Below are 21,605 nucleotides of genomic sequence, written 5' to 3'. Positions count from 1 at the left end.
GACGACATCTTAAAATCATTCTACTAGAGCCTGTAGCACTCTGGATTAAGGCCCGATAAGAATATCAAACTAATAATAAAAAGTGATACCCCAAAACAAATGATGCTTTCAACTGCACGTCTTTTCATTTTCACACTACTTTGCTCTGTCTTTAGCGCCACGACTTATGCCTATACTCCGCCAGTTCAATCAGAACAAGACTTCCAGCAATGGTTGGAAACATTTAAGCAGAAGGCACGAAAAGCCAATATCTCATCACAAACACTTGAAAAAGCATTCAATAATGTTCACTTAAACCACCGTGTACTCGAATTAGACCGGAAGCAACCTGAATTTACCCGCACTTTCTGGCAATACTTTAACAGTGCAGTAACCGACTGGCGCATAAAGAAGGGGCAAGCGCTTTATCAGAAGCATCGTTCTCAGCTACATGAAGTCACTCGAAAATATGGCATCCCTGGCCGATTTCTAATTGCATTTTGGGGCATGGAAACCAACTTTGGCGGCTATACAGGTAACACCCCCATTATTGAATCGCTCGCAACCCTCTCCTATGACCCCAGACGGGCAGGTTATTTTCGCAAGGAATTGCTGGCGGCTCTGACCATATTAGATCAAGGCCATATATCTGTTAAACAAATGCGAGGATCCTGGGCGGGAGCAATGGGACAGTGCCAATTTATGCCAAGCAACTATTTGCGCTATGCCATCGATGCCGATCAATCAGGCAAACGTGATCTATGGAACAGCTTGCCTGACGTCTTTCACTCGATGGGGAATTTTCTTAAAGCGATGGGTTGGCAGACTGCAGAAAATTGGGGACGAGAAGTCAAGTTACCGACAGGGTTTGATTATGCTTTAGCTGATGGGGAGTCCAAAAAATCGCTTGCTGACTGGCAGAAATTGGGACTCAAGCTCGCCGATGGTCGCCCGTTACCTATTGAAGCCATGGACGCTGCCCTCATCTTACCCTACGATTATCGCGGACCTGCTTTTTTGGTTTTTAATAATTACGAAGTGATCAAACGCTGGAACCGATCTGACAACTATGCCCTCGCAGTCGGACACTTAGCAGACCGTATTGTTGGTCGAGATGCGCTACAAAGCACTCAACCGGATGATGATCATGCCTTAACGCGTCAGGAAATTATAGAATTACAACAACGGTTACGTCGATCAGGGATTCAGATTAATAGCATTGATGGGATTGTGGGTAATAACACTCGACGGGCATTACGCGAGTTTCAAACACGACATCATCTTCCTGCAGATGGCTACCCATCCTATCGAATGCTTAAAATAATTCGAAAGCAAACCGCGTCCTGAAAAACTTTTCCGAGAGAATAAGGGTTAAGCTATGCAATCCAATTCAACACCCATGCGACTCAAAAGCCCAATAAAACCATTTGGCGCAGCTTATCTTTTTTGGAAAATGCATTGCCGGCTTTTAAAATTAAACCACCAATTACGACGACTGAAACAACCAGAACACCGATCTCACGAAGCAAAACGGACCTAAGCAACCACTAACAAACTTAAGTTGATTGCTTTTGCTGACGGGGCTTTAACCAAAACTCAGAGACTAATAACAATAACGCCCCCAGACTAATGGCAATATCAGCGACATTAAACGTAGCATAATGCCAACTCCCAATATAAAAATCGATAAAATCCGTCACACGACCTGCGATAATGCGATCAATCAGATTACCTACCGCACCGCTTAGAATTAAGTTAATCCCCACGACTTCAACCGACCAAACTTTAGGCAGTTTAGCCAACCAAAGCAACAGTCCTCCACCAACGAGCAAAGCCAAGCCACTAAAGAACCACCTTTGCCAACCGCCCATATCAGCTAGAAAACTAAAAGCGGCACCATAGTTGTAAACCAAGGTAAAGTTCAAAAAAGGCATAATAGAAACTGGTTCACCCAACACCAAAGATTGATTAACCCAATATTTGGTCAATTGGTCTGCAACGATTAAAACAATAGCAAACCAAACGCTTACTAACGCTGTTTGTGATAAAGACTTCATCAAATTCCTTTAAGTCATTCGGCAGTTCAAAATAACCAGGCCTGGTTGTTTTTAAGCAAAGTTTCGAGTTTCCCCTTCACCATGAACATTGTCCATACAACGCTGACATAATCCATCATCCTTCAAGGTTCCAACCTCCTCTCGATGATGCCAACAACGACCGCATTTGGGTTTATCTGCCGCGCCAGCATCCACCCATAACCCATCGACATCTGTCGCCACGGCTGTATCGGATTTTTCTGCGATAGATTTCACTTTGGCATAAGAGGTAATCAGGACAAACCGCAATTCATCCTGGAGCGCCTGAATCTGTTCCAATAGCTCACCATCAGCATACAACGTCACTTCAGCGGTCAAAGATCCTTTCACTACGCCGTCGTTACGTAACTGCTCTAACTGTTTAGCAACCGCCGAACGCACATTCATCATCTGAGCCCAGTATGCCGAATTCATCGATTTTGTTTCATCCAACGCCGTTAAACCGTCATACCATTGTTCGGTAAAAATCGTTTCCGTACGTTCGCCTGGCAAAGCCTGCCAAATTTCTTCCGCTGTAAAGCTCAAAATTGGCGCTATCCAGCGAGTCAGTGCTTCTACAATGTGATACAAAGCCGTTTGGGCCGAACGACGTGGCAAGCTATCTGCCTTACAGGTGTACTGACGATCTTTAATCACGTCTAAATAAAAAGCTCCTAACTCCACAGAACAGAAATGAGTGACCGACTGATAAATGGCATTAAAATGGTAATTTTCATAGGCATTTTTGACTTCCTGCTGTATGCGCGCAGCTTGACCAATCGCCCATTGATCCAACGGTAACATCTCGTCATAAGGCACCGCATCGGCTTTGGGATCAAACCCATTGATATTCGCTAATAAAAAACGCGCCGTATTACGAATACGGCGATAAGCATCGGCCGTACGACTGATAATTTCATCCGATACCGTCATTTCATAACGATAATCTGCTGCAGCTATCCATAACCGCAAGATATCCGCACCATATTTATTGGCAATATCCTGTGGCGCAACAACGTTGCCCAATGATTTTGACATTTTCTTACCGTCTTTATCCACGGTAAAACCATGCGTTAATACCTGCTTATAAGGTGCTTCGCCATTGGTCGCAAGGCTAGTCAACAAGGAGGATTGGAACCACCCGCGGTGTTGGTCAGATCCTTCCAAATACAAATCAGCTGGAACCGAAAGTTCTTCACGCTGACCCAGCACAGTAAAATGCGACACGCCTGAGTCAAACCATACATCCAAAATATCGGTGACTTTTTCATATTCGTCGGCATCAGCACCTAATAAAGCTTCCGGCTCTAGGTCATACCATGCATCGATGGAGTTTTGTTCCACCATCTGCGCGACTTTTTCCATTATCTCGACAGTATTCGGATGCATAGTCGCTGTGGCCTTGTGCACGAAGATCGGAATCGGAACCCCCCAAAAACGCTGACGCGAAATACACCAGTCGGGACGGCCTTCAATCATACCTTCAATTCGACCTTGTCCCCACTCAGGCACCCACTTGACCTGCTTGATTGATTGCATTGCTTTATCTCGCAGTCCCCCTTCTGTCATGCTGATAAACCACTGTGGTGTGGCTCTGAAAATCAATGGGGTTTTGGTCCGCCAGCAATGCGGATAGCTGTGAACAATCGCTTCATGATGCACCAATGCTTTATGCTCTGTTAACACGTCAATGACATGGGCATCGGCTTTCAATACATTCTCACCCGCAAATAAGGGCGTGCCTTCCACAAAATTCCCATTGCCATCGACTGGACAATCGACCTCTAAATCATATTTGAGACCAACGGCATAATCTTCCTGACCATGCCCTGGCGCGGTATGAACACAACCAGTACCCGCATCCGTTGTCACATGATCACCCAAGACAACTGGGACAACACGCTCATAAAAGGGGTGTTGAAGTCGAATCAGATCAAACTGCTCACCTCGTCCATAGGCAATCACTTGATAATGCTCAAAGCCCCATTTATCCATAGTTTCTTTCAATAGCGCTTCTGCAACAAACAGCCTTTCTGCACCATTTTCACCATCAACTTGAACGACTGAGTACTCAAGATCCGGATGCAAAGCAACGGCTTGGTTTGCAGGCAGCGTCCAAGGTGTCGTCGTCCAAATAACAATGGACAAAGGGCCTTCGCCAAGATGATCTTCCACATGATGACAGCGCTCAAAGAAAGCCGTCTCATCCAACACATTAAAGCGCACAGCAATAGCATGAGAACGTTTATTTTCGTACTCTACCTCCGCCTCGGCTAAAGCGGAATGCCCACCAACACTCCAATAAACTGGCTTCGTCCCTTTTACCAAATGACCTTGCTCAATCAGCTTTGCCAAAGAACGGATTTCATCAGCCTCATATTTAAAATCCTTGGTAAGATATGGATTCTGCCAATCTGCCATGACTCCCAGACGCTGAAAATCAGTCATTTGACCATCAACTTGCTTTTGAGCGTAATCCCGACAGGCTTGGCGGAATTCAGTGGCGCCAATCTTACGGCCGACCTTGCCCTTTTTCTTTTCGACATTCAGTTCAATTGGCAATCCATGACAGTCCCAACCGGGAACAAAAGGTGCATCAAACCCACTTAACCCTTTGGATTTGACAATCATATCTTTTAACACTTTGTTGACAGCATGACCGATATGAATATTGCCATTGGCATACGGAGGGCCATCATGCAGAATAAATTTGGGTAGGCCTTGCTTTACCTCTCTAACGGATTGATAGAGCTTTTGTTGCTGCCAGGCAGTAACTTGTTTTGGCTCCCGATTGGGTAAATTGCCACGCATCGGAAAGTCCGTTTTAGGCAAATTAAGAGTTGGCTTATAATCTGTGGTCATAGTGTTCACTTTTTATCAGGTCTGGTTAAATTCTATAGGGATTTGTTTTGGAAAAATAAGCGATCTACAGCAAGCCATGGTGAACTTGTGCAACAACGACATCTTTTTCAATTTGAGCTTTCAATGCGTCAATATCATCAAACTTCAATTCTGGACGAATAAATTGGCTTATTTTAACGCCGATATGGGCACCATACACATCCTTTTGCCAGTTAAACAAATGGACTTCTATTGATGGTCGGTGACCATCTACCGTTGGACGAATGCCGATATTCGCAATGCCTGGCCAATCCACCTCCGCTAAACCGGTGACACTCACGCTATAGACGCCTTCCAATGGCATTTGAATGCGCTTAGGGTTCAAATTCAAAGTACGAAAGCCAATTTTTCGTCCCAGTTTTTGTCCATGAATCACGCGACCTTGAAAACTAAAAGGCGCGCCCAGCAGACGGCTTGCTTCCGTCAAATCTTGGCGAATCAAGGCTTGTCGAATACGGGTACTACTGACCCTTTCGCCATCCACCTGATAAGTCATCAAGTCTAATGTATCAAAGTTCAGTTGACGACCATACTGTTGCAACAAGTTAAAATCCCCTTGCCGGGCTTTTCCAAAGCGAAAGTCATCTCCCACTACTACCTGCTTGGCATTCAATCCTTGATGCAAGATCGTTTTCACAAATGCATCTGCACTCAGGTTGGCAAAGGCCGCGTCAAAACGACACACCACCACATAATTAATATCAGTGGCCTGAAATGCGGCCAATTTTTCTCGCAAATTCATTAGCCGAACGGGCGCATCTTTTGGTGAAAAATATTCGATTGGCAAAGGCTCAAAGATCATCACTACTGAAGGAAGCTGCCTTTCGGTGGCCAGTTGATGAACTTGACTCAAAATAGCCCGATGCCCCAAATGGACGCCATCAAAATTACCAATCGTTAACACGCACCCCTGCGCAAAATCGGATTGATGACGTGCCAAATTATGTAAACCGCGAATCAGTTTCATGGTATCCAAAGCTTTACTAAAGACGGAAATTATAGCCTAAAATCGTCCAGACTTGATGGGTTTCAAGCTTGGTTTCGAGTAAACACCCAGTTTTTTTCGGACGACAGATTCGCTGCAAACTGATAGCCTTCCCAATCAAAGTATTTCAACGACTCCGGCTCGGTCAATTGATTCTCTGCGGCATATCGTGCCATCAGCCCACGAGCACGTTTTGCATAAAAGCTGATGATTTTATAACGGCCATTTTTCCATTCTTTAAATTGTGGCGTAATGACGTCTGCTTGCAACTGTTTTGGCTGAATTGCTTTAAAATACTCATTCGATGCCAAATTGATAACCCACCTATCTTGCTGTTCAGCCAATTGTTGATTAAGGGCTTCGGTCAACTGCGCTCCCCAAAATGCATAGAGATTCTTACCCTGATCCGTAGCTAAAGCCGTCCCCATTTCCAGTCGGTACGGCAAAATCACATCTAAGGGTTTGAGCAGCCCGTAAAGACCCGACAAAATCCGTAAATGCGTTTGACAATAATTCAAAGCATTCGCATCCAGCGTAGAAGCTTCCAAGCCTTGATAGACATCACCCTTAAACAACAGAACCGCCTGCTTGGCCGTTTCGCCATCAAATGGTAGCTGCCAAGCTTGAAAACGCTCATAATTTAGATCTGCTAATTTCTCACTCAACCCCATGAGTTGTTGAATATCGACCGGCCCCAACTGTTTTAGCACCGTCATCAACTGCTCTGACTGCGATAAAAAAGCAGCTTGAGAAGTTGCTATATTCGCAGGTGCTGGTGATTCATCTAGTGCTTTAGCGGGTGAAATCAAAAACAACATAATGGCTCACAAATCCTTAGGCGTTAAGTCAACCGCCTCTAAAAAGTGACGCAATTTGGTCACCTCTTCTTTATTAGCCAATTCGTGACCATGATGTGGCAACCCCAATGTCAGCTCTTGATCCTTAATCACGATATGAGCACGGTTTGCATTAGACACATCAATAGCCGCGCCATAATGCTCTAAAGCAGCAGCTAATTTCTTCCAATCAATATTCGTCGCAATAGGGTGGGCAAATACTTTTTCTAATAACACTTTATGTTTGTGACTCATAATGATTCCCTCTTATTTTTTTATGATCGATTCGCTTGTTCTAAACGCTCTGGGGTACCAATATCATCCCAGCGCCCTTGATAGCAAACACCCGTAACTTGACCATTTTGCATAGCCGCTCTTAACACTGGCGCCAACGGCTGCACACCAGGCGACAACCCTTTAAATAAATCTGGATGTAGCAAACTGATTCCCGAAAAAGTCAAGCCGCCTTGCTCTGTCACCTTTCCTGCCTGCAAGCCAAAGTCACCCTGTTTTTTATATGCCGGGGTCGGCACTAAAACCAAATGCGCAAGACAACCTTCGGCTAATGTATGTTGACACAAAGCTTGAAAATCAAAATCGGTCAAGACATCACCGTTAACCACTACAAAAGGGGTTTTGCCATCCGTCAACTTAGGCAAGGCCTGTAAAATCCCACCGGCAGTTTCCAAACCTTGTTCACCCTCTTCAGAATACTCAATCTCTGCGCCATAAGCCACACCTGAGCCTAATTTTGCTTCAATTTTTTTGCCCAACCACGCATGATTAATAACCAGTTGATGAATGCCCGCACGCACTAACGCATCAATATGATACTCAATCAAGGATTTACCCTTAACAGTCAATAGAGGTTTGGGGTCATGGTCGGTTAATGGGCGCAACCGATTGCCTCGACCGGCTGCCAGAATCATTGCTTTCACAGGCTAACCTTCTCGGCTTCGACCAACCTCGCCGTCACATTTGGCAAAACTTGATCCTCAACCAAGCCCGCCAAGAACTGCGTTTCGGGATAAAGTGCGGCAATCGAGATCAAATAACCCAACGTCTTAGGAATATCCTGCAAATAGCCATCTTTGCCATCTCGAAGCGCTAAGCGTGCAAAGATACCCGCCGCCTTTAAATGTCGTTGGATACCCATTAAATCCATCGCCTTCACAAAACCAGACCATTCATCCTTGGCTAAAAGCCCGACTTGAACACTTTGCAAAAAGTATTGGCGCTGCCAATCCTTAACCTGTTCTGAGGGCCAACTAATGTAACAATCACGCAATAATGAAACGGCATCGTAAGTCATGGGGCCTTTAACCGCATCTTGAAAATCTAAAATCCCCGGATTGCCTTCAGACAACACCATTAAGTTACGACTGTGGTAATCTCGGTGCACAAAAGTCTGGGGCTGTCGCAATGCAGATTGCGTTAATAGGTGGGTTAAATTCTGCCAGGCCTGGGCGTTTTGACGTTCTACAGGGGTTTCGAGATAAGTTGCCAATAACCAATCCGGAAATAAGGCCATTTCTGCCAGTAATAAATCCGCATTGTAAGCAGGTACTGAAGTGGTTACGACTCGGCTTTGGGTTTGCATCTGAATCAACGCATCCAGCGCATCACCATAAAGACGATCCGCGCTCTCATCGCTCAGCTGCGACAAATAGGTTTCATCCCCCAAATCTTTGAGCAACAAAAACCCTTGTGACAAATCTTGGGCCAAGACCGTCGGAACCGTCAATCCCATCTGCTGAAGCGCACCGGCAATGCGCACAAAAGGTTCACAATCCTCATGCTGAGGCGGCGCATCCATAATAATATAGGACACCGTCTGATCAGATAGCATTGCATTCAAACGATAATAACGCCGAAAACTAGCATCATTAGATGCGGGAACTGGCTGTTCATATTGTGCTTGCGCCAAAGGAGGACAAGCTTCCAACCAGTGCAATAATTGCTGAAAACGGGCTGTCATAGCGAATATTGAATCCTTAATTTCATGGCGGCTATTTTACTTGAGGAATTGTGCCTTCTAAAGGTTTTTTTCGATTCTCACAGCATTGCGAATAGGGTTTCGGTTAAAATGTCGCATTTAGCGACCGAACTGATTGACAATCAAAATGATAAGACTGCTCAAGCTGCTTAATTTGATCCCCTATTTATTTGCGTTCATCGCTTCCTCTTTAGGCTTTAGTGTGGGAAGTGCAATCGCTGCAGATGACACTGACAGTTTATCTTTCCAGTTAAGAAATACGCCCGCTTGCCAACCAGATTGGATTATACCTCGAACTCAAGTTCCTGAAGCTAACAGCCAGCCCACGGTCAGCGCTGATAAGTTACAACAACCAGATACACTCCAGTATGAACTGATTGGTCAAGTCGTTTTAAAACAACCAGGCCTGGTTGTTTTTTCAGACCAAGCAGCCTTAAATCGTGAAACCCAAACAGCTGAGGCCTTTGGCTCAGTACAGCTTCATCGTCCCTCTTTACTAATGACCAGTGACCATATCTGGCTTGATGATCGACAAAAGACGGCTAAACTGCAAAATGCTCGCTATCAATTTATTGCAAATCGGGCGCACGGAACCGCAAAAACTTTATTTATGAATCGAACCGAACAGCAGAGCACCCTTGACCAGGCAACCTACACCACCTGCCCACTCGTCACAACCCTTTGGCAAACCCGAAACAAAACCATTGAATCGGAACAAACGCTGGATTGGGAACTCGACTTCAGTGAATTAAAGATCGACAACCAAGCCAAACGCATTTATGGCTACCATACCCTACTTTACTTCCACCAATTGCCCATTTTCTATACGCCCTACATTAATTTTTCAATGGAAAAGCGTGCCAGCGGCTTGTTATTCCCGACTTTTGGAAAGTACAAATCTATTCTTCACCCGGACAGATCCCGTGAGGCCTATATTAATATCCCTTACTACTTTAATATTGCCGAAAATATGGATGACACTCTCAGCGTTATGAAGATGCAGGATCGCGGCTGGGTGGTGGAAAATGAATTTCGCTATCTGCAACCCAATCATTCAGCTGAATTAACGCTCACAGGGCTCAATGATAAGGTGACACAGCAAGAAGGATTAAGTTATGCCAACAGTCAAAAGGAAATGGTTTACCAGCAACCCGTTTCAGAGCGCTGGCGAGCAAAGCTGATTGCCAACCAGAACTGGGGCGCAGGGTTCAGCAGCAACATTCACTGGCACCAGGTTTCCGACAAATACTTTTTTGCTGATATTCCAATTGAAACCACTTTCGATACCATTACCTACACCCAAAGAAGCACAAGTCTCCAATACCAACAACAGAACTTACAAGCTCGTTTAGAATTATTTGACTATTTACGGCTACGTGCGGATGCTCCCTATAACTACGAAAAACGCCCCCACTTCGCCCTAAACTACGCCAAGCCCATTGAAGCTGAAAATTGGCAAAATCTATCTTTTAATCTAGCGGCAGAAGCCACCGAATTTCAAATATCCTCTGCTGGCCACCATAAACCAGAAGGACGAAGAACCGTCGTCACGCCAAGCGCTCGCTATCAAGTACTCAAGCCCTATGGACAGTTTAAAACCGAACTACTCGCACACCAAGTGAACTACAACCTGTACGCGAACCAAGCTCTCCCCGACCCAGAAAAGCTACCGGCTATGCAAATACCGCAATTTCTGATGCGTGGCGGATTGATTTTTGAGCGAGACTTCTCATTGGCAAATACAAATATGACCCAAACGCTCGAACCTGACATTCAATACCTGTACACCCCTTACCAACCTCAGAATGAACAGCCTTTGTTTGATACGGTTGCCAGTAGTTTGGATTTTACCAACCTATTTGCAACAAATCGTTACAGTGGATTAGACCGCTTTGGGGATAGCAACCAAGTCGCCACCGCCCTGACAACACGTTTTTTATTCGCCGACGGACGCCCCTTTGCAGAGCTGGGGGCGGGGCAAATATTTTATTTAGCGGACCGTAAAGTCACACTCAACAATACCCCAATCGAATTGAAGCATAACCAACACAAACGCTCGGACTATTTTATAAAAGCCGGGCTGCAAACCGGCCCTATGAAGATTGCCGCTACTGCTCAGCTGAACGAACACAACTTCGGCATAACGCAATCTAATAGCCGCTTAAAACTGAATATTAATAATCAATTAAGCTTTCTGTCGACTCATATTTTGACCCTTCGCAACCAACCAGGTGAAAATGAAGATCTAACCGCGGGGCTGCATTGGCAAATGACGCCCCACTGGTCAATCGGTAGCTACATCAATTTCAATTTCACTCAAAACATTAGAAAAGAAACCCAAACCGCATTGAGATACGACAGTTGCTGTTGGTCTTCCGAAATTTCACTAAAAGAGACAAAACTGCTAGAGGGTCTGTATAATTACAGCCTTCAATTTGTAATTGAGTTCAAGGGGCTTAGCTCCGTAGGAACCCCCTTCAAAGAATTTTTACAGCATAAATTAAACTTTTAGAATTGAGTCCATTATCTGATATGAAAAATCCTCTTTCAAAAACCTGGATCCTCCTATTTTTAGTGGGGCTAATGAGCCAAACACCACTTGCATGGAGTGCAAAAGAAACCCAACTACTAGATCGAGTGGTGGCAGTTGTCAATGACGATATTATTTTAAAAAGTGACGTAGAAAAAGGCATGGTAAAAGCTATGCGAGAAATGCGTTCGCGCAATATTCAGTTGAATGACAAAGATGAGCTAGCTGAAAAGGTACTTGATGGTTTAATTCTAGAACGCATTCAGTTACAGCGCAGTGAACAACTGGGACTTAAAATCAGCGATGATGAACTGTTCCAACAAGTATTAGCTATTGCAAAACAAAACAAGATAACCGCGGCTCAGCTCCGTGATGAGCTCAATCGAACAGAGCCTAACGGCTTTGAAAATTTTCGCGAAGGCATTCGCCAAGAACTGCTGTTTCAGAAACTACGCGATACGGAAGTCCTCTCCAAAACACAAGTCACAGAGAGTGAAATCACCAACTTTATTCAACGCCAATCACTTATGCAAAATTACTCCGAGTTTAGACTCAGCCACATAATGATTAGTTTACCGAAATCAGCCACCCAGGCAGAAAGAAAAGCCAGCCGTAAAAAAGCTGAAGACCTGTTAAATCGTTTAAAGCGAGGGGAGAACTTTAGCCAGCTGGCGGTACGCTATTCCGAAGGACAAAATGCCCTACAGGGTGGAGACCTGGGCTGGCTAAAGGCAGATCAACTCCCCACCTTTTTTATGAATGAAGTCGAAGACATGCAAGTTGGTGACATCAGCCCGATCGTTCGCAGTGCAATTGGCTTTCATATTATTCAATTAAAAGACAAACGGGATAAAGATACCAAGTTGGTTAAACAATATCACCTTTACCGCTTTATTCTATTATCCGACAACGCCATGCAAAGGCAAAAGCCCACCCCAACCCTCGTCAAATTGGCTCAAGGCATTAACAGCTTAGAAAAGTTTAAGGCATTAAGTGAAAAATACAAGGATATGCCTTCATCCGTCAATGCCAACAGCCACTTAGGTTGGAAAACTCTTGCAGAAATGCCCAAAGACTACCTTAAAGCGATAGATGGACTGGCTCCCAAACAAGCAGCCATGCCATTTGCAAATGAACAAGGATGGGTAATTTTATACTTAGATGGCATTCGAGACAAAGATCTTGGAATTGTGAATAAACGTCAACAAGCGATGCAAACCTTACGTATGAAAAAGGCAACCGAATCTTATGCCGGTTGGTTAAGACGCATGAAGGATGAAGCGATTATTGATATTCGCTTAAAGAACACCGATATTTTCAAATCACCAACAGTACACTAAATGACTCAGACAACCACTTCGTGCCATCGTCTATTGATTAGCTCAGGAGAGCCAGCCGGAATTGGCCCTGAGCAAATCGTTAAACTCGCGCAAAATGCTTGGCCATATGAATGGGTTGCATTGGGTAGTATCGATCTCTTTCGGCAAACAGCACAGCAGCTAAAACTGCCACTGCAAATACTCCCCTTTGCCTCAGAACAGGCTGCTCGGCCCAATCAAGCGCAACAACTCAAAGTCATCGACGTGCCGTTAAGAGTGCCTAGCCAACCCAGCATCTTAACAGAGGACAATGCCCATTATGTTTTGGAAATGTTATCCATTGCCGTCGATAAATGCTTAGATTCGACCTTTGATGCGCTCGTGACGGGCCCTATCCATAAAGGCATTATTAATCAAGCAGGGATCCCCTTTACCGGGCATACCGAATTACTTGCCGAGACTTCAAATACGAGCCAAGTGGTCATGATGCTGGCGACACCGGGCTTGCGAGTACCTCTAGTTACTACCCATCTTCCGCTAAAAGCCATTTCCGAAACCATAACGCCTGAATTACTGGAAAGTGTTATCCGGATCTTGCATCATTCGTTGCAAACTCAGTTTAAAATTGCACACCCGAAAATCTTTATTATGGGACTCAATCCCCATGCTGGTGAAGACGGCCACTTGGGAATGGAGGAAATTACCACCATCATCCCAGTTATTAAGCATCTCACGCAAGAAGGCATGGATTTAGTCGGTCCTCTGCCCGCTGATACCATTTTCAGTCCGAGTCACCGTCAGCAGGCCGATGCCTTTTTAGCCATGTATCACGACCAAGGACTTCCGGTATTAAAAACACTCGGCTTTGGCCGTGCCGTCAATGTGACATTGGGATTGCCTTTTATTCGTACCTCGGTTGACCATGGCACAGCGCTTAATATCGCTGGACAAGGCAAAGCAGATACCAATAGCTTTGAATATGCGTTAACTGTTGCTAATGAGATGATCGTTGAAAGGAAAAGTCATGGCCAATCATAAGCATAAAAAGCGATTTGGCCAAAACTTTCTGAATAATGACCGAATCATTCAACAAATCATTGCTGCCATCGCCCCCAAATCAGACCAGCATCTTGTTGAAATCGGACCTGGAGAAGCGGCCTTAACACAACCGTTACTGGAACAAGTGGCACACTTAGATATTATTGAAATTGACAACGACCTGATTCAGCCTTTGACGCAAAAGCTAGGGCATTATCCTGCATTTCATCTGCATCATACCGATGCCTTAAGTTTTGATTATGGTTTGTTAAAAACGCCCTCGTCACCCGCTTTGCGAATTGTTGGGAACCTGCCTTACAATATTTCCAGCCCTCTTTTATTTCACTTAATGAACTATGCGGAATCGATTGAGGATATGCATTTTATGCTCCAGAAAGAAGTTGTTGAGCGCATCACTGCCCAGCCAGGCGTTAAAACCTATGGACGCCTGTCCGTTATGTTGCAATATGCTTGTGATGTTGAGTATTTATTGACTGTTGGTCCGGAAAATTTTAACCCGCAACCGAAAGTGGACTCAGCCATTATCCGCTTACGCCCTTACCAGAAAAAACCTGTTCAAGCAGAAGATGAAAAGGCTTTTGCTGATTTGGTGCGTCAGGCCTTTTCTCAAAAGCGCAAAACCCTGCGCAACAATCTTAAAGGCTGGTTATCAATCCCACAGATTGAGCAATGCAACATCAATCCCGCAAGCAGGGCAGAAACTTTAACTGTTGCAGATTTTGTTTGTTTAGCAAACCATTATCACAACTTGAGTCTATAACATGGCAACGTATATCATTGGCGATTTACAAGGCTGTTTTGATGAATTACAACAACTTCTCAAGCATATCGACTATGATCCCTATCAAGACATTCTTTGGTTTGCAGGAGATATTGTCAACCGCGGGCCCAAATCACTTGAATGCTTACAATTTGTTCAAGCACTGAACCTTGAAGGCAAAGCTCAAATAGTACTCGGAAACCATGATTTTCAATTATTGGCAGCTTATTGCGGCTTACATGACTATGCAAGCAAAACGGACACACTAGAAGATATTTTATCCCACCCTGACGTAGACAGCCTGATTGACTGGTTGCGGCACCAGCCACTTATGATTCGCCACCCGGTTCATTCCGCTGTATTGGTTCATGCAGGAATCCCCCCACAATGGACTATCGACCAAGCGTACAACCTTGCTAAAGAATTTGAACAGACGCTTCAAGCGGATGACTGGCAAAACTTTATTACAAACCATTTATTTGGATCAAAGCCTAAACAGTGGCATGACGGCTTACAAGGATGGGATCGTTTACGCTATATTGCCAACGCCTTTACTCGAATGCGTTACTGTAATGCAGAAGGCAAACTGGATTTTAAACAAAAACACACGCCCAAACAATTACAGCGATCCCGGTCTGAGTTTTTACCCTGGTTCTCACATGCGAATCGCCAAAATAAAAACAGTGAAATCTTTTTTGGTCATTGGTCAACACTGGGCGTCATGGATGCCTATCAAGTGCATTCAACCGATACAGGGTGCCTTTGGGGAGGATACTTAACCGCCTATTGTCTTGAAACGAACAAACGCCATACAATATCTTGTAATATAATCTGTAAACCTAAAGCAAATAACTAATTCATCTTATGGCAATGACCGACACGCAAACTGAAGCTGATCTACAAACGGACATTCCATTTGTCCCAAACATGCCTTATGCAGAAGACATGCTTGAACGCCTTTACGCAATTGACGTGAATCAATTCGATATCAGTCAACGAGTTGATGAACTCAAGGGGAATCATGCATGGCTTTTTGTGCTAACCATGCCGGTTAGTGCACTATTATTAGTCATCTTAACCTTAATTGGCACCTTTCTGTCTGACCAATTTATTCTGACCTTCTTAGTGGTGGCTGGCCTTCTATTTTTGATTGGGAAAATGCTCGACAACTATGAGAAGAAATTTAAGAGGCAAGCTCGTATTGATATCATGCAACGAATCGAAAAAGCAGAAGGTGAAATGGGTGTCATCCCCCACTTTAAAGACTTCTTGCCAATAAAATATCGCCATCTATGGCAAAGCTTAAAAAAACAGAATTATGTCTATATTGAACAATATGTGGCTGCATTAACCTTGCTTCAGAAACACCTCGACCGAGACAAGTTCATCAGAATTTGGCAACTCAAGTACCCAGAAACGGCCCCGCAGCAAGAGGAAGATGAGGACTATGAAGAAGAGGTCAATTAATAACGTTTAGCAAAATACTGCTGAAACGTTTTTAACTCACTACGCATCAATTGCAGTTGCTGCTCAATGGACTGAGGAGGACGATCAAACGACTCTTCAATCAAATCCCCTTTTGCCAACCGTACCTTAGCGCCTGATATGGTAAACCCTTGATCATGTAATAATGATTTTATCTCAACGACTAACTCAACGTCACGTTTTTGATAATAGCGCCGACCCCGGCGCTTATTGGGTTGCAACTGGGGAAATACCTGCTCCCAGTAACGCAACACATGGGATTTTAACTGACAATACTCACTGACCTCACCAATCGTAAAATACTTTTTGTCAGGTAAATCAATTTCTAACTGTTGATCTAATGCCTTAGTCTTTGCCATAGTTATCAATTTGAGCCCGTAATTTTTGACCTGGCTTAAATGTTACCACTCTTCTTGCAGAAATGGGAACATCTTCACCGGTTCTTGGATTACGTCCCGGACGGGCACTCTTGTCTTTTAGCTCAAAATTACCAAACCCTGATAATTTAATCTGTTCACCTTTAACGAGCACCTCTGTCATTTCATTGTAAAACTGTTCAACTAGGTCTTTTGATTCGCGTTTGTTAAAGCCAAACGTATCTGATAAATTTTCAGCAATATCTGCTTTAGTCAGTGCCATGGTTCTTTCCTCTCAGTTTGACTGGGTATTTTAATCGGAATGCGTTATCTTAGGCTCGCATCAACCTTTTCAGAAGCCTTAGCAATATAGGCCTGAACAAGAGATTCTACTTCTTCATCCTGTAAAGTTCTTTCTGGATGTTGTAGTTTCAGCGTTAACGCAATACTTTTTTGTTGATCGGCGATGCCTTGTCCTCGATAGATATCAAACAACTCTATTGATTTTAACCAAGGATTATCCACCGTATTTAACGCATCCAACAATGCCTGTACCGGTAAATCATCAGCAACGACAAATGCTAAATCACGTTGGACTTCTGGGAATTTTGAGATCGGCTCAGCCATCGGAATTTTTTGTGTCAAAATAACGTCTAATTCAAGTTGAAATAAGTAAACCTTACCTGAAACACCCGCTTTTTTGGCCAGGCCTGGGTGTAATTGCCCAAGACTACCTACACATCGATCTTGTTGATAAAGTGCCGCTGCCTGCCCTGGATGGAATAAGGTAGACTGTGTCGGCTCAAAACGAACCTTATCCTGAACATGACTTAATGCCAAAAGCGTTTCGACATCTCCCTTTAAATCATAAAAGTCTGCTACTCGATCATCCCCTGTCCAGCTCGGGCTATTGATTGGACCAACAATCGCACCGCCAATCATCGGCGTTTGCTGTGTCTCATCGCCGTGACGCTGAAAAACCAAGCCCATTTCAAAAAACTTAAGTTGATTTTGTTGACGTTTTTGATTGTAAGCTAGGGTTTGTAATAAACCAGGGAAAAGCGTTGTACGCATCGCTTTCATATCATCCGAAATTGGGTTTTGTAAAAGCACCGCTTCTGCATCTGGAACCAAAGTATTTTGCAACGTTTCTTCTACGAATGAATAGGTAATAATTTCATGATAGCCACGACTGACCAGTTCTTTGCGAATAAACATTTGTTCTTGAATTGCTTCTGGCAGATGTGGCAAGCGCATAGGCGCGACTAATGCGTCATTTGGTAAATTATTATAACCAAATACACGTCCTACCTCTTCAATCAAGTCAGCTTCAATAGCGATATCAAATCGGTAAGAAGGTGCGGTTAACAACCATCCATTTGATTCAAGTTGAATTTGAAAATTCAGTCGTTCAAAAATCGCCTCAACGACTTGACGCTCCAAGTTAACACCGAGTAGCTTCTTGATTCGCTCATAGCGTAAACTGATTTCAGCTTGCTTGGGTAGAGATGTCTTATCAATCGCTGATGAGACCTCTGAAACCTGACCACCGGCGCACTCTACAAATAATTGCAAGGCTCTTTCCAGTGCTCTTTCAGGTAGCTCAGCATCCACGCCTCGCTCAAATCTATGTGAAGAATCCGTATGCAACCCATACTGTCGCGCTTTTCCTGTAATAGCTAAAGGGGCAAAGTGAGCACATTCGAAGAAAAGCTTTTGCGTATTGTCATTTACACTGGTTGCTAACCCACCCATAATACCAGCAAGTGCAATTGGACCTGCTTTATCAGCAACCACAAGGGTGTCCGGTTTTAATTCGAGTTCTTTCTCATCCAGCGTGACCAAACGTTCTCCAGCGTTCGCCATACGGACTGTGACCGTCCCTGTCAAAGCATCCGCATCAAATGCATGCATCGGTTGCCCAAGCTCAAGCATCACATAGTTGGTAATATCGACACTCAATGACTTTTCAGCGATACCTGATCGATTAAGTCTTCGAACAATCCAATCTGGAGTCTGCGCTGAGGTATCAAAATCGGTCACCAACACGCCCAAATATTTTGGACAGGCGGCTGGTTGATCTATTTGGATAGATTGAGGACAGGCGCCTTGTTTACTAACCGTATCCAGAGTAAAAGGTTGGGCAACCTGACAGTCTGCAAAAGCAGCAATATCTCTTGCAACCCCTTCAACACTTAAACAATCTGCCCGATTGGGCGTCAAGTCAATATCGATCACTTGATCGTCTAAATCTAAATAGCAGCGGATATCCTCACCAACAGGGGCATCATCAGCTAAAACATGCAACCCATCTACCCCAGTATCTGGCAAACCTAATTCCGTTGCACCGCATAGCATACCGTTTGAAGGTACCCCTCTCAATTTTGCTTTTTTGATTTTAAAGTTGCCAGGAAGTACCGCACCAACGGTTGCACAGCAAGCCTTCATGCCAGCAACGACATTGCTCGCACCACAAACAATCTGAACAGGTTCCTCAGCACCAATATCGACCTGAGTAATATTTAACTTATCGGCATCAGGATGTTTAGTAACCGATAATACTTTGGCCACCACAACACCGGTAAACGCTGGCGCAACCGCTTCAGCTCCGTCTACCTCTAGTCCTGCCAAGCTTAATTCTTCTATTAACTGACTGGTTTCCCAGGCTGGGTTAACCCATTCTCTTAACCAATTTTCACTAATTTTCATATCTATTCTCGCCAGGCCTGGTGATTATTTAAACTGTTTTAAAAACCGAACATCATTCTCAAAAAATTGACGTAAGTCGGTTACGCCATAACGTAGCATTGCTAAGCGCTCGACCCCCAAACCGAAAGCTAGGCCAGTATATTTTTCACCATCAACGCCAACATTTTCTAACACCTTAGGATGAACCATGCCACATCCCAAAACCTCTATCCAACGGCCATCACCAAACAAATTAGTGGCAATATCCACTTCAGCAGAGGGTTCCGTAAATGGGAAATAAGAGGGTCTAAACCGAACTTTCAGTTGATCATCCTCAAAGAACTGTTTTAAAAACGCAATAATTAGCGTTCTCAATTGTGCAAAACTGGCCTGTTCTTCAACAATCAACCCTTCTACCTGATGAAACATAGGTGTATGTGTTTGATCTGAGTCACAACGATATACTCGGCCTGGGGCAATAATCCGCATAGGAACATCACGATTTTCCATCGTTCGAATCTGTACGCCAGACGTATGCGTTCTTAAAACGGTTTGCGCATCAAAGTAAAACGTATCGTGCATAGCTCTAGCAGGATGGGTTTCTGGTATATTGAGCGCTTCAAAATTATGCCAGTCGTCTTCAATTTCAGGGCCGGTTTCGATTTCAAAGCCAGCTTTGGCAAAGATGGTTTCAATACGGCGTAAAGTACGTGTTACGGGATGTATCCCACCGATATTGACGCCTCTTCCTGGTAAAGTCACATCAATTGTTTCACTGGTCAGCTGAGCCTCTAAAAGCGCATTTTCCAAAGCTTGCTTTTTATCAGCAAGCAAACCTTGAACGGCTTGCTTAGCTTCATTAATAATCTGACCCGCCTTAGGGCGCTCCTCTGCAGAGAGCTTGCCTAGCGTTTTCATCATTTGAGTAAGTTCGCCTTTTTTCCCAAAATATTGAACTCGAATTTCATCTAAATGTGTGAGTTCTGAAACCGTATGAATGGTTTCCTTAGCCTGGGAGACTATCGCTTGCAATGTCTGTTGCATGATCTTAACGACCCTTAAAATAAGTGAGTGTTATCAGAGAGTTCGGTTATGAACAAACCGATGATAAACACATAAAACAGTTAATAGAGCGGGGCTCTATTTATGAATGGTGTTATTTGAGATTATTTTTAAAGACACTAATTCTTAGCTTGACTAATGAGTACCCTTAAAAATAAAAAAGGAGCTACCAAGCAATTTAAATAATCCATCGCTTGACGCCCCTTTAAATTATCACAGTTTAAGCTAAAGCGGCCTTTGCCTTTTCTACAATCGCAGAAAATGCAGCTGCATCGTGAATCGCAATATCAGAAAGAACCTTCCGATCAACTGCGACACCCGCTTTGTTTAAACCTGAGATAAAACGGCTATAGGTCATACCGTTCATGCGTGCTGCCGCATTGATACGTGCAATCCATAAACGACGGAAAGTACGCTTTTTATTACGACGGTCACGATAAGCATATTGACCAGCCTTAGTTACAGCTTGCTTAGCAACACGGAATACGTTTTTACGTGCTCCATAATAGCCTTTCGCTTGCTTTAAGATTTTATTATGTCTTCTGCGTGCAATGACGCCTCTTTTTACTCTTGCCATCAGTCCGTCTCCTTACGCGTAGGGTAACATGCGGCGAACCATTGCCACATCGTTATCATGAATCATGCTGCCAGAACGCAGATGACGTTTACGCTTAGTCGACTTCTTAGTCAAGATATGACGAAGATGTGATTGTTTGCATTTATAACGGCCAGAGCCGGTTTTCTTAAAGCGCTTTTGAGCACTTTTATTGGTTTTCATCTTAGGCATTGCTAAAACTCCACTAGCAAATTCTTATATTTCCAAATAGAAATACAAAGAATTTTCAGTTTTAAGAAAAGTCACCCCTTAACTAGGTTAAGGCTGACGCTAAACAATAAACAGCACTGAAGAGCTGCACCGGAAGTGATTTCACCCCAGTTATTGCATTTCCCGTTAACTTGCGGGTCAAGTTTTGTCAAATAATGACCTGAGTCACTATTCAAAAAAATCTATTGTTTTTTGGTTGGCGCCACCATCATTTGTAATTGGCGTCCTTCCATCTTAGGCATCTGTTCAACCGTAGCGACTTCTTTAATATCATCACGGACTCGTTCAAGCATGCGCATTCCCAACTCTTTATGGGTAATCTCACGCCCTCTGAACCAGATAGTGACCTTAACTCTATCGCCATTATCAAGAAACTTCATTAAATTCCGCATCTTAACGTCATAATCACCTTGTTCAGTACCGGGGCGAAATTTAACTTCTTTTACCTGAACCTGTTTTTGTTTTTTCTTCGCTTCGTGCTTTTTCTTTTGTTGCTGGTAAACAAACTTACCATAATCCATCACACGACAAACAGGGGGATTTGATTTTGCAGAAATTTCAACTAAATCCAGCTCAGCTTCCTTAGCAACTTCAAGGGCTTCTTCAATTGAAACAACCCCTCTTTGCTCACCTTCTGCATCAATTAAGCGAACCTCTTTGGCAGAGATATTTCCGTTAATATTATCCTTTGGGACTTCTGGTTGCTGTGGTCTTCCACGACCTCTTCTAACTGCGATAGCGTTATCTC

General features: G+C 43.9%; 21 protein-coding genes. 7 read left to right on the top strand and 14 right to left on the bottom strand.

Going from position 1 to position 21,605, the window contains the following annotated elements; genetic code table 11:
• Nucleotides 1-99: 99 nt before the first annotated feature.
• The gene (locus CYQ88_RS00195; protein WP_101839209.1) at nucleotides 100-1,326 is read left to right on the top strand and encodes a lytic murein transglycosylase; all 1,227 of its coding nucleotides are present in this window, start codon (nucleotides 100-102) and stop codon (nucleotides 1,324-1,326) included.
• A 209-nt stretch (nucleotides 1,327-1,535) separates the two neighbouring features.
• Here the strand turns inward: CYQ88_RS00195 and lspA are convergent, their stop codons facing one another.
• From lspA to CYQ88_RS00160, 7 genes are all read right to left on the bottom strand, one after another.
• The gene (lspA, locus tag CYQ88_RS00190; RefSeq protein WP_101839207.1) at nucleotides 1,536-2,036 is read right to left on the bottom strand and encodes a signal peptidase II; all 501 of its coding nucleotides are present in this window, start codon (nucleotides 2,034-2,036) and stop codon (nucleotides 1,536-1,538) included.
• A 51-nt stretch (nucleotides 2,037-2,087) separates the two neighbouring features.
• Nucleotides 2,088-4,916, bottom strand: a complete 2,829-nt coding sequence (ileS, locus tag CYQ88_RS00185; RefSeq protein ID WP_101839205.1) for an isoleucine--tRNA ligase — start codon at nucleotides 4,914-4,916, stop codon at nucleotides 2,088-2,090.
• A 64-nt stretch (nucleotides 4,917-4,980) separates the two neighbouring features.
• Nucleotides 4,981-5,922 carry a bifunctional riboflavin kinase/FAD synthetase gene (gene ribF / locus CYQ88_RS00180; protein ID WP_101839203.1) on the bottom strand — a complete coding sequence of 314 codons (942 nt, stop codon included), beginning with the start codon at nucleotides 5,920-5,922 and terminating at the stop codon, nucleotides 4,981-4,983.
• A gap of 62 nt (nucleotides 5,923-5,984) precedes the next feature.
• Nucleotides 5,985-6,758, bottom strand: coding sequence for a peroxide stress protein YaaA (gene yaaA / locus CYQ88_RS00175; protein WP_101839200.1), 774 nt, complete (start codon nucleotides 6,756-6,758; stop codon nucleotides 5,985-5,987).
• Nucleotides 6,759-6,764: 6 nt separating this feature from the next.
• Nucleotides 6,765-7,031 (bottom strand): hypothetical protein, encoded by a 267-nt coding sequence (locus CYQ88_RS00170; protein WP_101839198.1) that lies wholly within the window; start codon nucleotides 7,029-7,031, stop codon nucleotides 6,765-6,767.
• Between the two features lie 20 nt (nucleotides 7,032-7,051).
• Nucleotides 7,052-7,705: an N-acetylmuramate alpha-1-phosphate uridylyltransferase MurU gene (murU, locus tag CYQ88_RS00165; RefSeq protein ID WP_199170136.1), complete on the bottom strand. Its 654-nt coding sequence runs from the start codon at nucleotides 7,703-7,705 to the stop codon at nucleotides 7,052-7,054.
• A gap of 5 nt (nucleotides 7,706-7,710) precedes the next feature.
• Nucleotides 7,711-8,754, bottom strand: coding sequence for an aminoglycoside phosphotransferase family protein (locus tag CYQ88_RS00160; RefSeq protein WP_101839195.1), 1,044 nt, complete (start codon nucleotides 8,752-8,754; stop codon nucleotides 7,711-7,713).
• Nucleotides 8,755-8,899: 145 nt separating this feature from the next.
• On the opposite strand from CYQ88_RS00160, the gene CYQ88_RS00155 reads away from it, so the two are divergent.
• Genes CYQ88_RS00155 through CYQ88_RS00130 form a run of 6 tightly spaced genes read left to right on the top strand, consistent with a single transcriptional unit; the run spans nucleotide 8,900 to nucleotide 15,907 of the window.
• Nucleotides 8,900-11,284 (top strand): LPS-assembly protein LptD, encoded by a 2,385-nt coding sequence (locus CYQ88_RS00155; protein ID WP_101839193.1) that lies wholly within the window; start codon nucleotides 8,900-8,902, stop codon nucleotides 11,282-11,284.
• Between the two features lie 20 nt (nucleotides 11,285-11,304).
• On the top strand, nucleotides 11,305-12,642 hold the full coding sequence (locus tag CYQ88_RS00150) for a peptidylprolyl isomerase (protein WP_101839191.1): 1,338 nt from the start codon (nucleotides 11,305-11,307) through the stop codon (nucleotides 12,640-12,642).
• Entirely contained in the window at nucleotides 12,643-13,659 is a 1,017-nt protein-coding gene (pdxA, locus tag CYQ88_RS00145) for a 4-hydroxythreonine-4-phosphate dehydrogenase PdxA (protein ID WP_101839189.1), read from the top strand.
• Nucleotides 13,646-14,440, top strand: a complete 795-nt coding sequence (rsmA, locus tag CYQ88_RS00140; protein WP_101839187.1) for a 16S rRNA (adenine(1518)-N(6)/adenine(1519)-N(6))-dimethyltransferase RsmA — start codon at nucleotides 13,646-13,648, stop codon at nucleotides 14,438-14,440. The genes pdxA and rsmA overlap by 14 nt, the downstream gene beginning before the upstream one ends.
• Before the next feature lies 1 nt (nucleotide 14,441).
• A complete protein-coding gene (locus CYQ88_RS00135) occupies nucleotides 14,442-15,296 on the top strand; it encodes a symmetrical bis(5'-nucleosyl)-tetraphosphatase (protein ID WP_101839185.1) in 855 nt (284 codons plus the stop codon).
• Between the two features lie 14 nt (nucleotides 15,297-15,310).
• Entirely contained in the window at nucleotides 15,311-15,907 is a 597-nt protein-coding gene (locus tag CYQ88_RS00130; RefSeq protein ID WP_233188767.1) for a hypothetical protein, read from the top strand.
• Here CYQ88_RS00130 and CYQ88_RS00125 read toward each other — a convergent pair.
• The 7 genes from CYQ88_RS00125 to infC all read right to left on the bottom strand — a co-directional run bounded on the left by CYQ88_RS00125 (nucleotide 15,904) and on the right by infC (nucleotide 21,594).
• A complete protein-coding gene (locus CYQ88_RS00125) occupies nucleotides 15,904-16,284 on the bottom strand; it encodes a MerR family transcriptional regulator (protein WP_101839183.1) in 381 nt (126 codons plus the stop codon). The genes CYQ88_RS00130 and CYQ88_RS00125 overlap by 4 nt on opposite strands.
• Nucleotides 16,271-16,564, bottom strand: a complete 294-nt coding sequence (locus CYQ88_RS00120; protein WP_101839181.1) for an integration host factor subunit alpha — start codon at nucleotides 16,562-16,564, stop codon at nucleotides 16,271-16,273. The genes CYQ88_RS00125 and CYQ88_RS00120 overlap by 14 nt, the downstream gene beginning before the upstream one ends.
• 44 nt (nucleotides 16,565-16,608) lie before the next feature.
• Nucleotides 16,609-18,990, bottom strand: a complete 2,382-nt coding sequence (pheT, locus tag CYQ88_RS00115; protein ID WP_101839179.1) for a phenylalanine--tRNA ligase subunit beta — start codon at nucleotides 18,988-18,990, stop codon at nucleotides 16,609-16,611.
• 24 nt (nucleotides 18,991-19,014) lie between these two features.
• Nucleotides 19,015-20,013, bottom strand: a complete 999-nt coding sequence (pheS, locus tag CYQ88_RS00110; RefSeq protein ID WP_101839177.1) for a phenylalanine--tRNA ligase subunit alpha — start codon at nucleotides 20,011-20,013, stop codon at nucleotides 19,015-19,017.
• A 238-nt stretch (nucleotides 20,014-20,251) separates the two neighbouring features.
• Nucleotides 20,252-20,608 (bottom strand): 50S ribosomal protein L20, encoded by a 357-nt coding sequence (gene rplT / locus CYQ88_RS00105; protein ID WP_101839176.1) that lies wholly within the window; start codon nucleotides 20,606-20,608, stop codon nucleotides 20,252-20,254.
• Between the two features lie 12 nt (nucleotides 20,609-20,620).
• Entirely contained in the window at nucleotides 20,621-20,818 is a 198-nt protein-coding gene (gene rpmI, locus CYQ88_RS00100; protein ID WP_101839175.1) for a 50S ribosomal protein L35, read from the bottom strand.
• A gap of 221 nt (nucleotides 20,819-21,039) precedes the next feature.
• Complete coding sequence (gene infC / locus CYQ88_RS00095; protein ID WP_101839173.1) at nucleotides 21,040-21,594, bottom strand: translation initiation factor IF-3; 555 nt, start codon at nucleotides 21,592-21,594, stop codon at nucleotides 21,040-21,042.
• Between the last annotated feature and the right edge of the window lie 11 nt (nucleotides 21,595-21,605).

Source organism: Hydrogenovibrio sp. SC-1 (genome assembly GCF_002848135.1).
Lineage (GTDB): Bacteria > Pseudomonadota > Gammaproteobacteria > Thiomicrospirales > Thiomicrospiraceae > Hydrogenovibrio.
Note: the sequence above shows the minus strand (reverse complement) of the source record. Positions and strands in the feature narration are given on the sequence as shown.

Excerpts from the sequence above, each read along its gene's own strand:
- CYQ88_RS00195 (WP_101839209.1), top strand. The coding sequence starts at position 100 with ATGATGCTTTCAACTGCACGTCTTTTCATTTTCACACTACTTTGCTCT.
- lspA (WP_101839207.1), bottom strand. The coding sequence starts at position 2,036 with ATGAAGTCTTTATCACAAACAGCGTTAGTAAGCGTTTGGTTTGCTATT.
- ileS (WP_101839205.1), bottom strand. The coding sequence starts at position 4,916 with ATGACCACAGATTATAAGCCAACTCTTAATTTGCCTAAAACGGACTTT.
- ribF (WP_101839203.1), bottom strand. The coding sequence starts at position 5,922 with ATGAAACTGATTCGCGGTTTACATAATTTGGCACGTCATCAATCCGAT.
- yaaA (WP_101839200.1), bottom strand. The coding sequence starts at position 6,758 with ATGTTGTTTTTGATTTCACCCGCTAAAGCACTAGATGAATCACCAGCA.
- CYQ88_RS00170 (WP_101839198.1), bottom strand. The coding sequence starts at position 7,031 with ATGAGTCACAAACATAAAGTGTTATTAGAAAAAGTATTTGCCCACCCT.
- murU (WP_199170136.1), bottom strand. The coding sequence starts at position 7,705 with ATGATTCTGGCAGCCGGTCGAGGCAATCGGTTGCGCCCATTAACCGAC.
- CYQ88_RS00160 (WP_101839195.1), bottom strand. The coding sequence starts at position 8,754 with ATGACAGCCCGTTTTCAGCAATTATTGCACTGGTTGGAAGCTTGTCCT.
- CYQ88_RS00155 (WP_101839193.1), top strand. The coding sequence starts at position 8,900 with ATGATAAGACTGCTCAAGCTGCTTAATTTGATCCCCTATTTATTTGCG.
- CYQ88_RS00150 (WP_101839191.1), top strand. The coding sequence starts at position 11,305 with ATGAAAAATCCTCTTTCAAAAACCTGGATCCTCCTATTTTTAGTGGGG.
- pdxA (WP_101839189.1), top strand. The coding sequence starts at position 12,643 with ATGACTCAGACAACCACTTCGTGCCATCGTCTATTGATTAGCTCAGGA.
- rsmA (WP_101839187.1), top strand. The coding sequence starts at position 13,646 with ATGGCCAATCATAAGCATAAAAAGCGATTTGGCCAAAACTTTCTGAAT.
- CYQ88_RS00135 (WP_101839185.1), top strand. The coding sequence starts at position 14,442 with ATGGCAACGTATATCATTGGCGATTTACAAGGCTGTTTTGATGAATTA.
- CYQ88_RS00130 (WP_233188767.1), top strand. The coding sequence starts at position 15,311 with ATGACCGACACGCAAACTGAAGCTGATCTACAAACGGACATTCCATTT.
- CYQ88_RS00125 (WP_101839183.1), bottom strand. The coding sequence starts at position 16,284 with ATGGCAAAGACTAAGGCATTAGATCAACAGTTAGAAATTGATTTACCT.
- CYQ88_RS00120 (WP_101839181.1), bottom strand. The coding sequence starts at position 16,564 with ATGGCACTGACTAAAGCAGATATTGCTGAAAATTTATCAGATACGTTT.
- pheT (WP_101839179.1), bottom strand. The coding sequence starts at position 18,990 with ATGAAAATTAGTGAAAATTGGTTAAGAGAATGGGTTAACCCAGCCTGG.
- pheS (WP_101839177.1), bottom strand. The coding sequence starts at position 20,013 with ATGCAACAGACATTGCAAGCGATAGTCTCCCAGGCTAAGGAAACCATT.
- rplT (WP_101839176.1), bottom strand. The coding sequence starts at position 20,608 with ATGGCAAGAGTAAAAAGAGGCGTCATTGCACGCAGAAGACATAATAAA.
- rpmI (WP_101839175.1), bottom strand. The coding sequence starts at position 20,818 with ATGCCTAAGATGAAAACCAATAAAAGTGCTCAAAAGCGCTTTAAGAAA.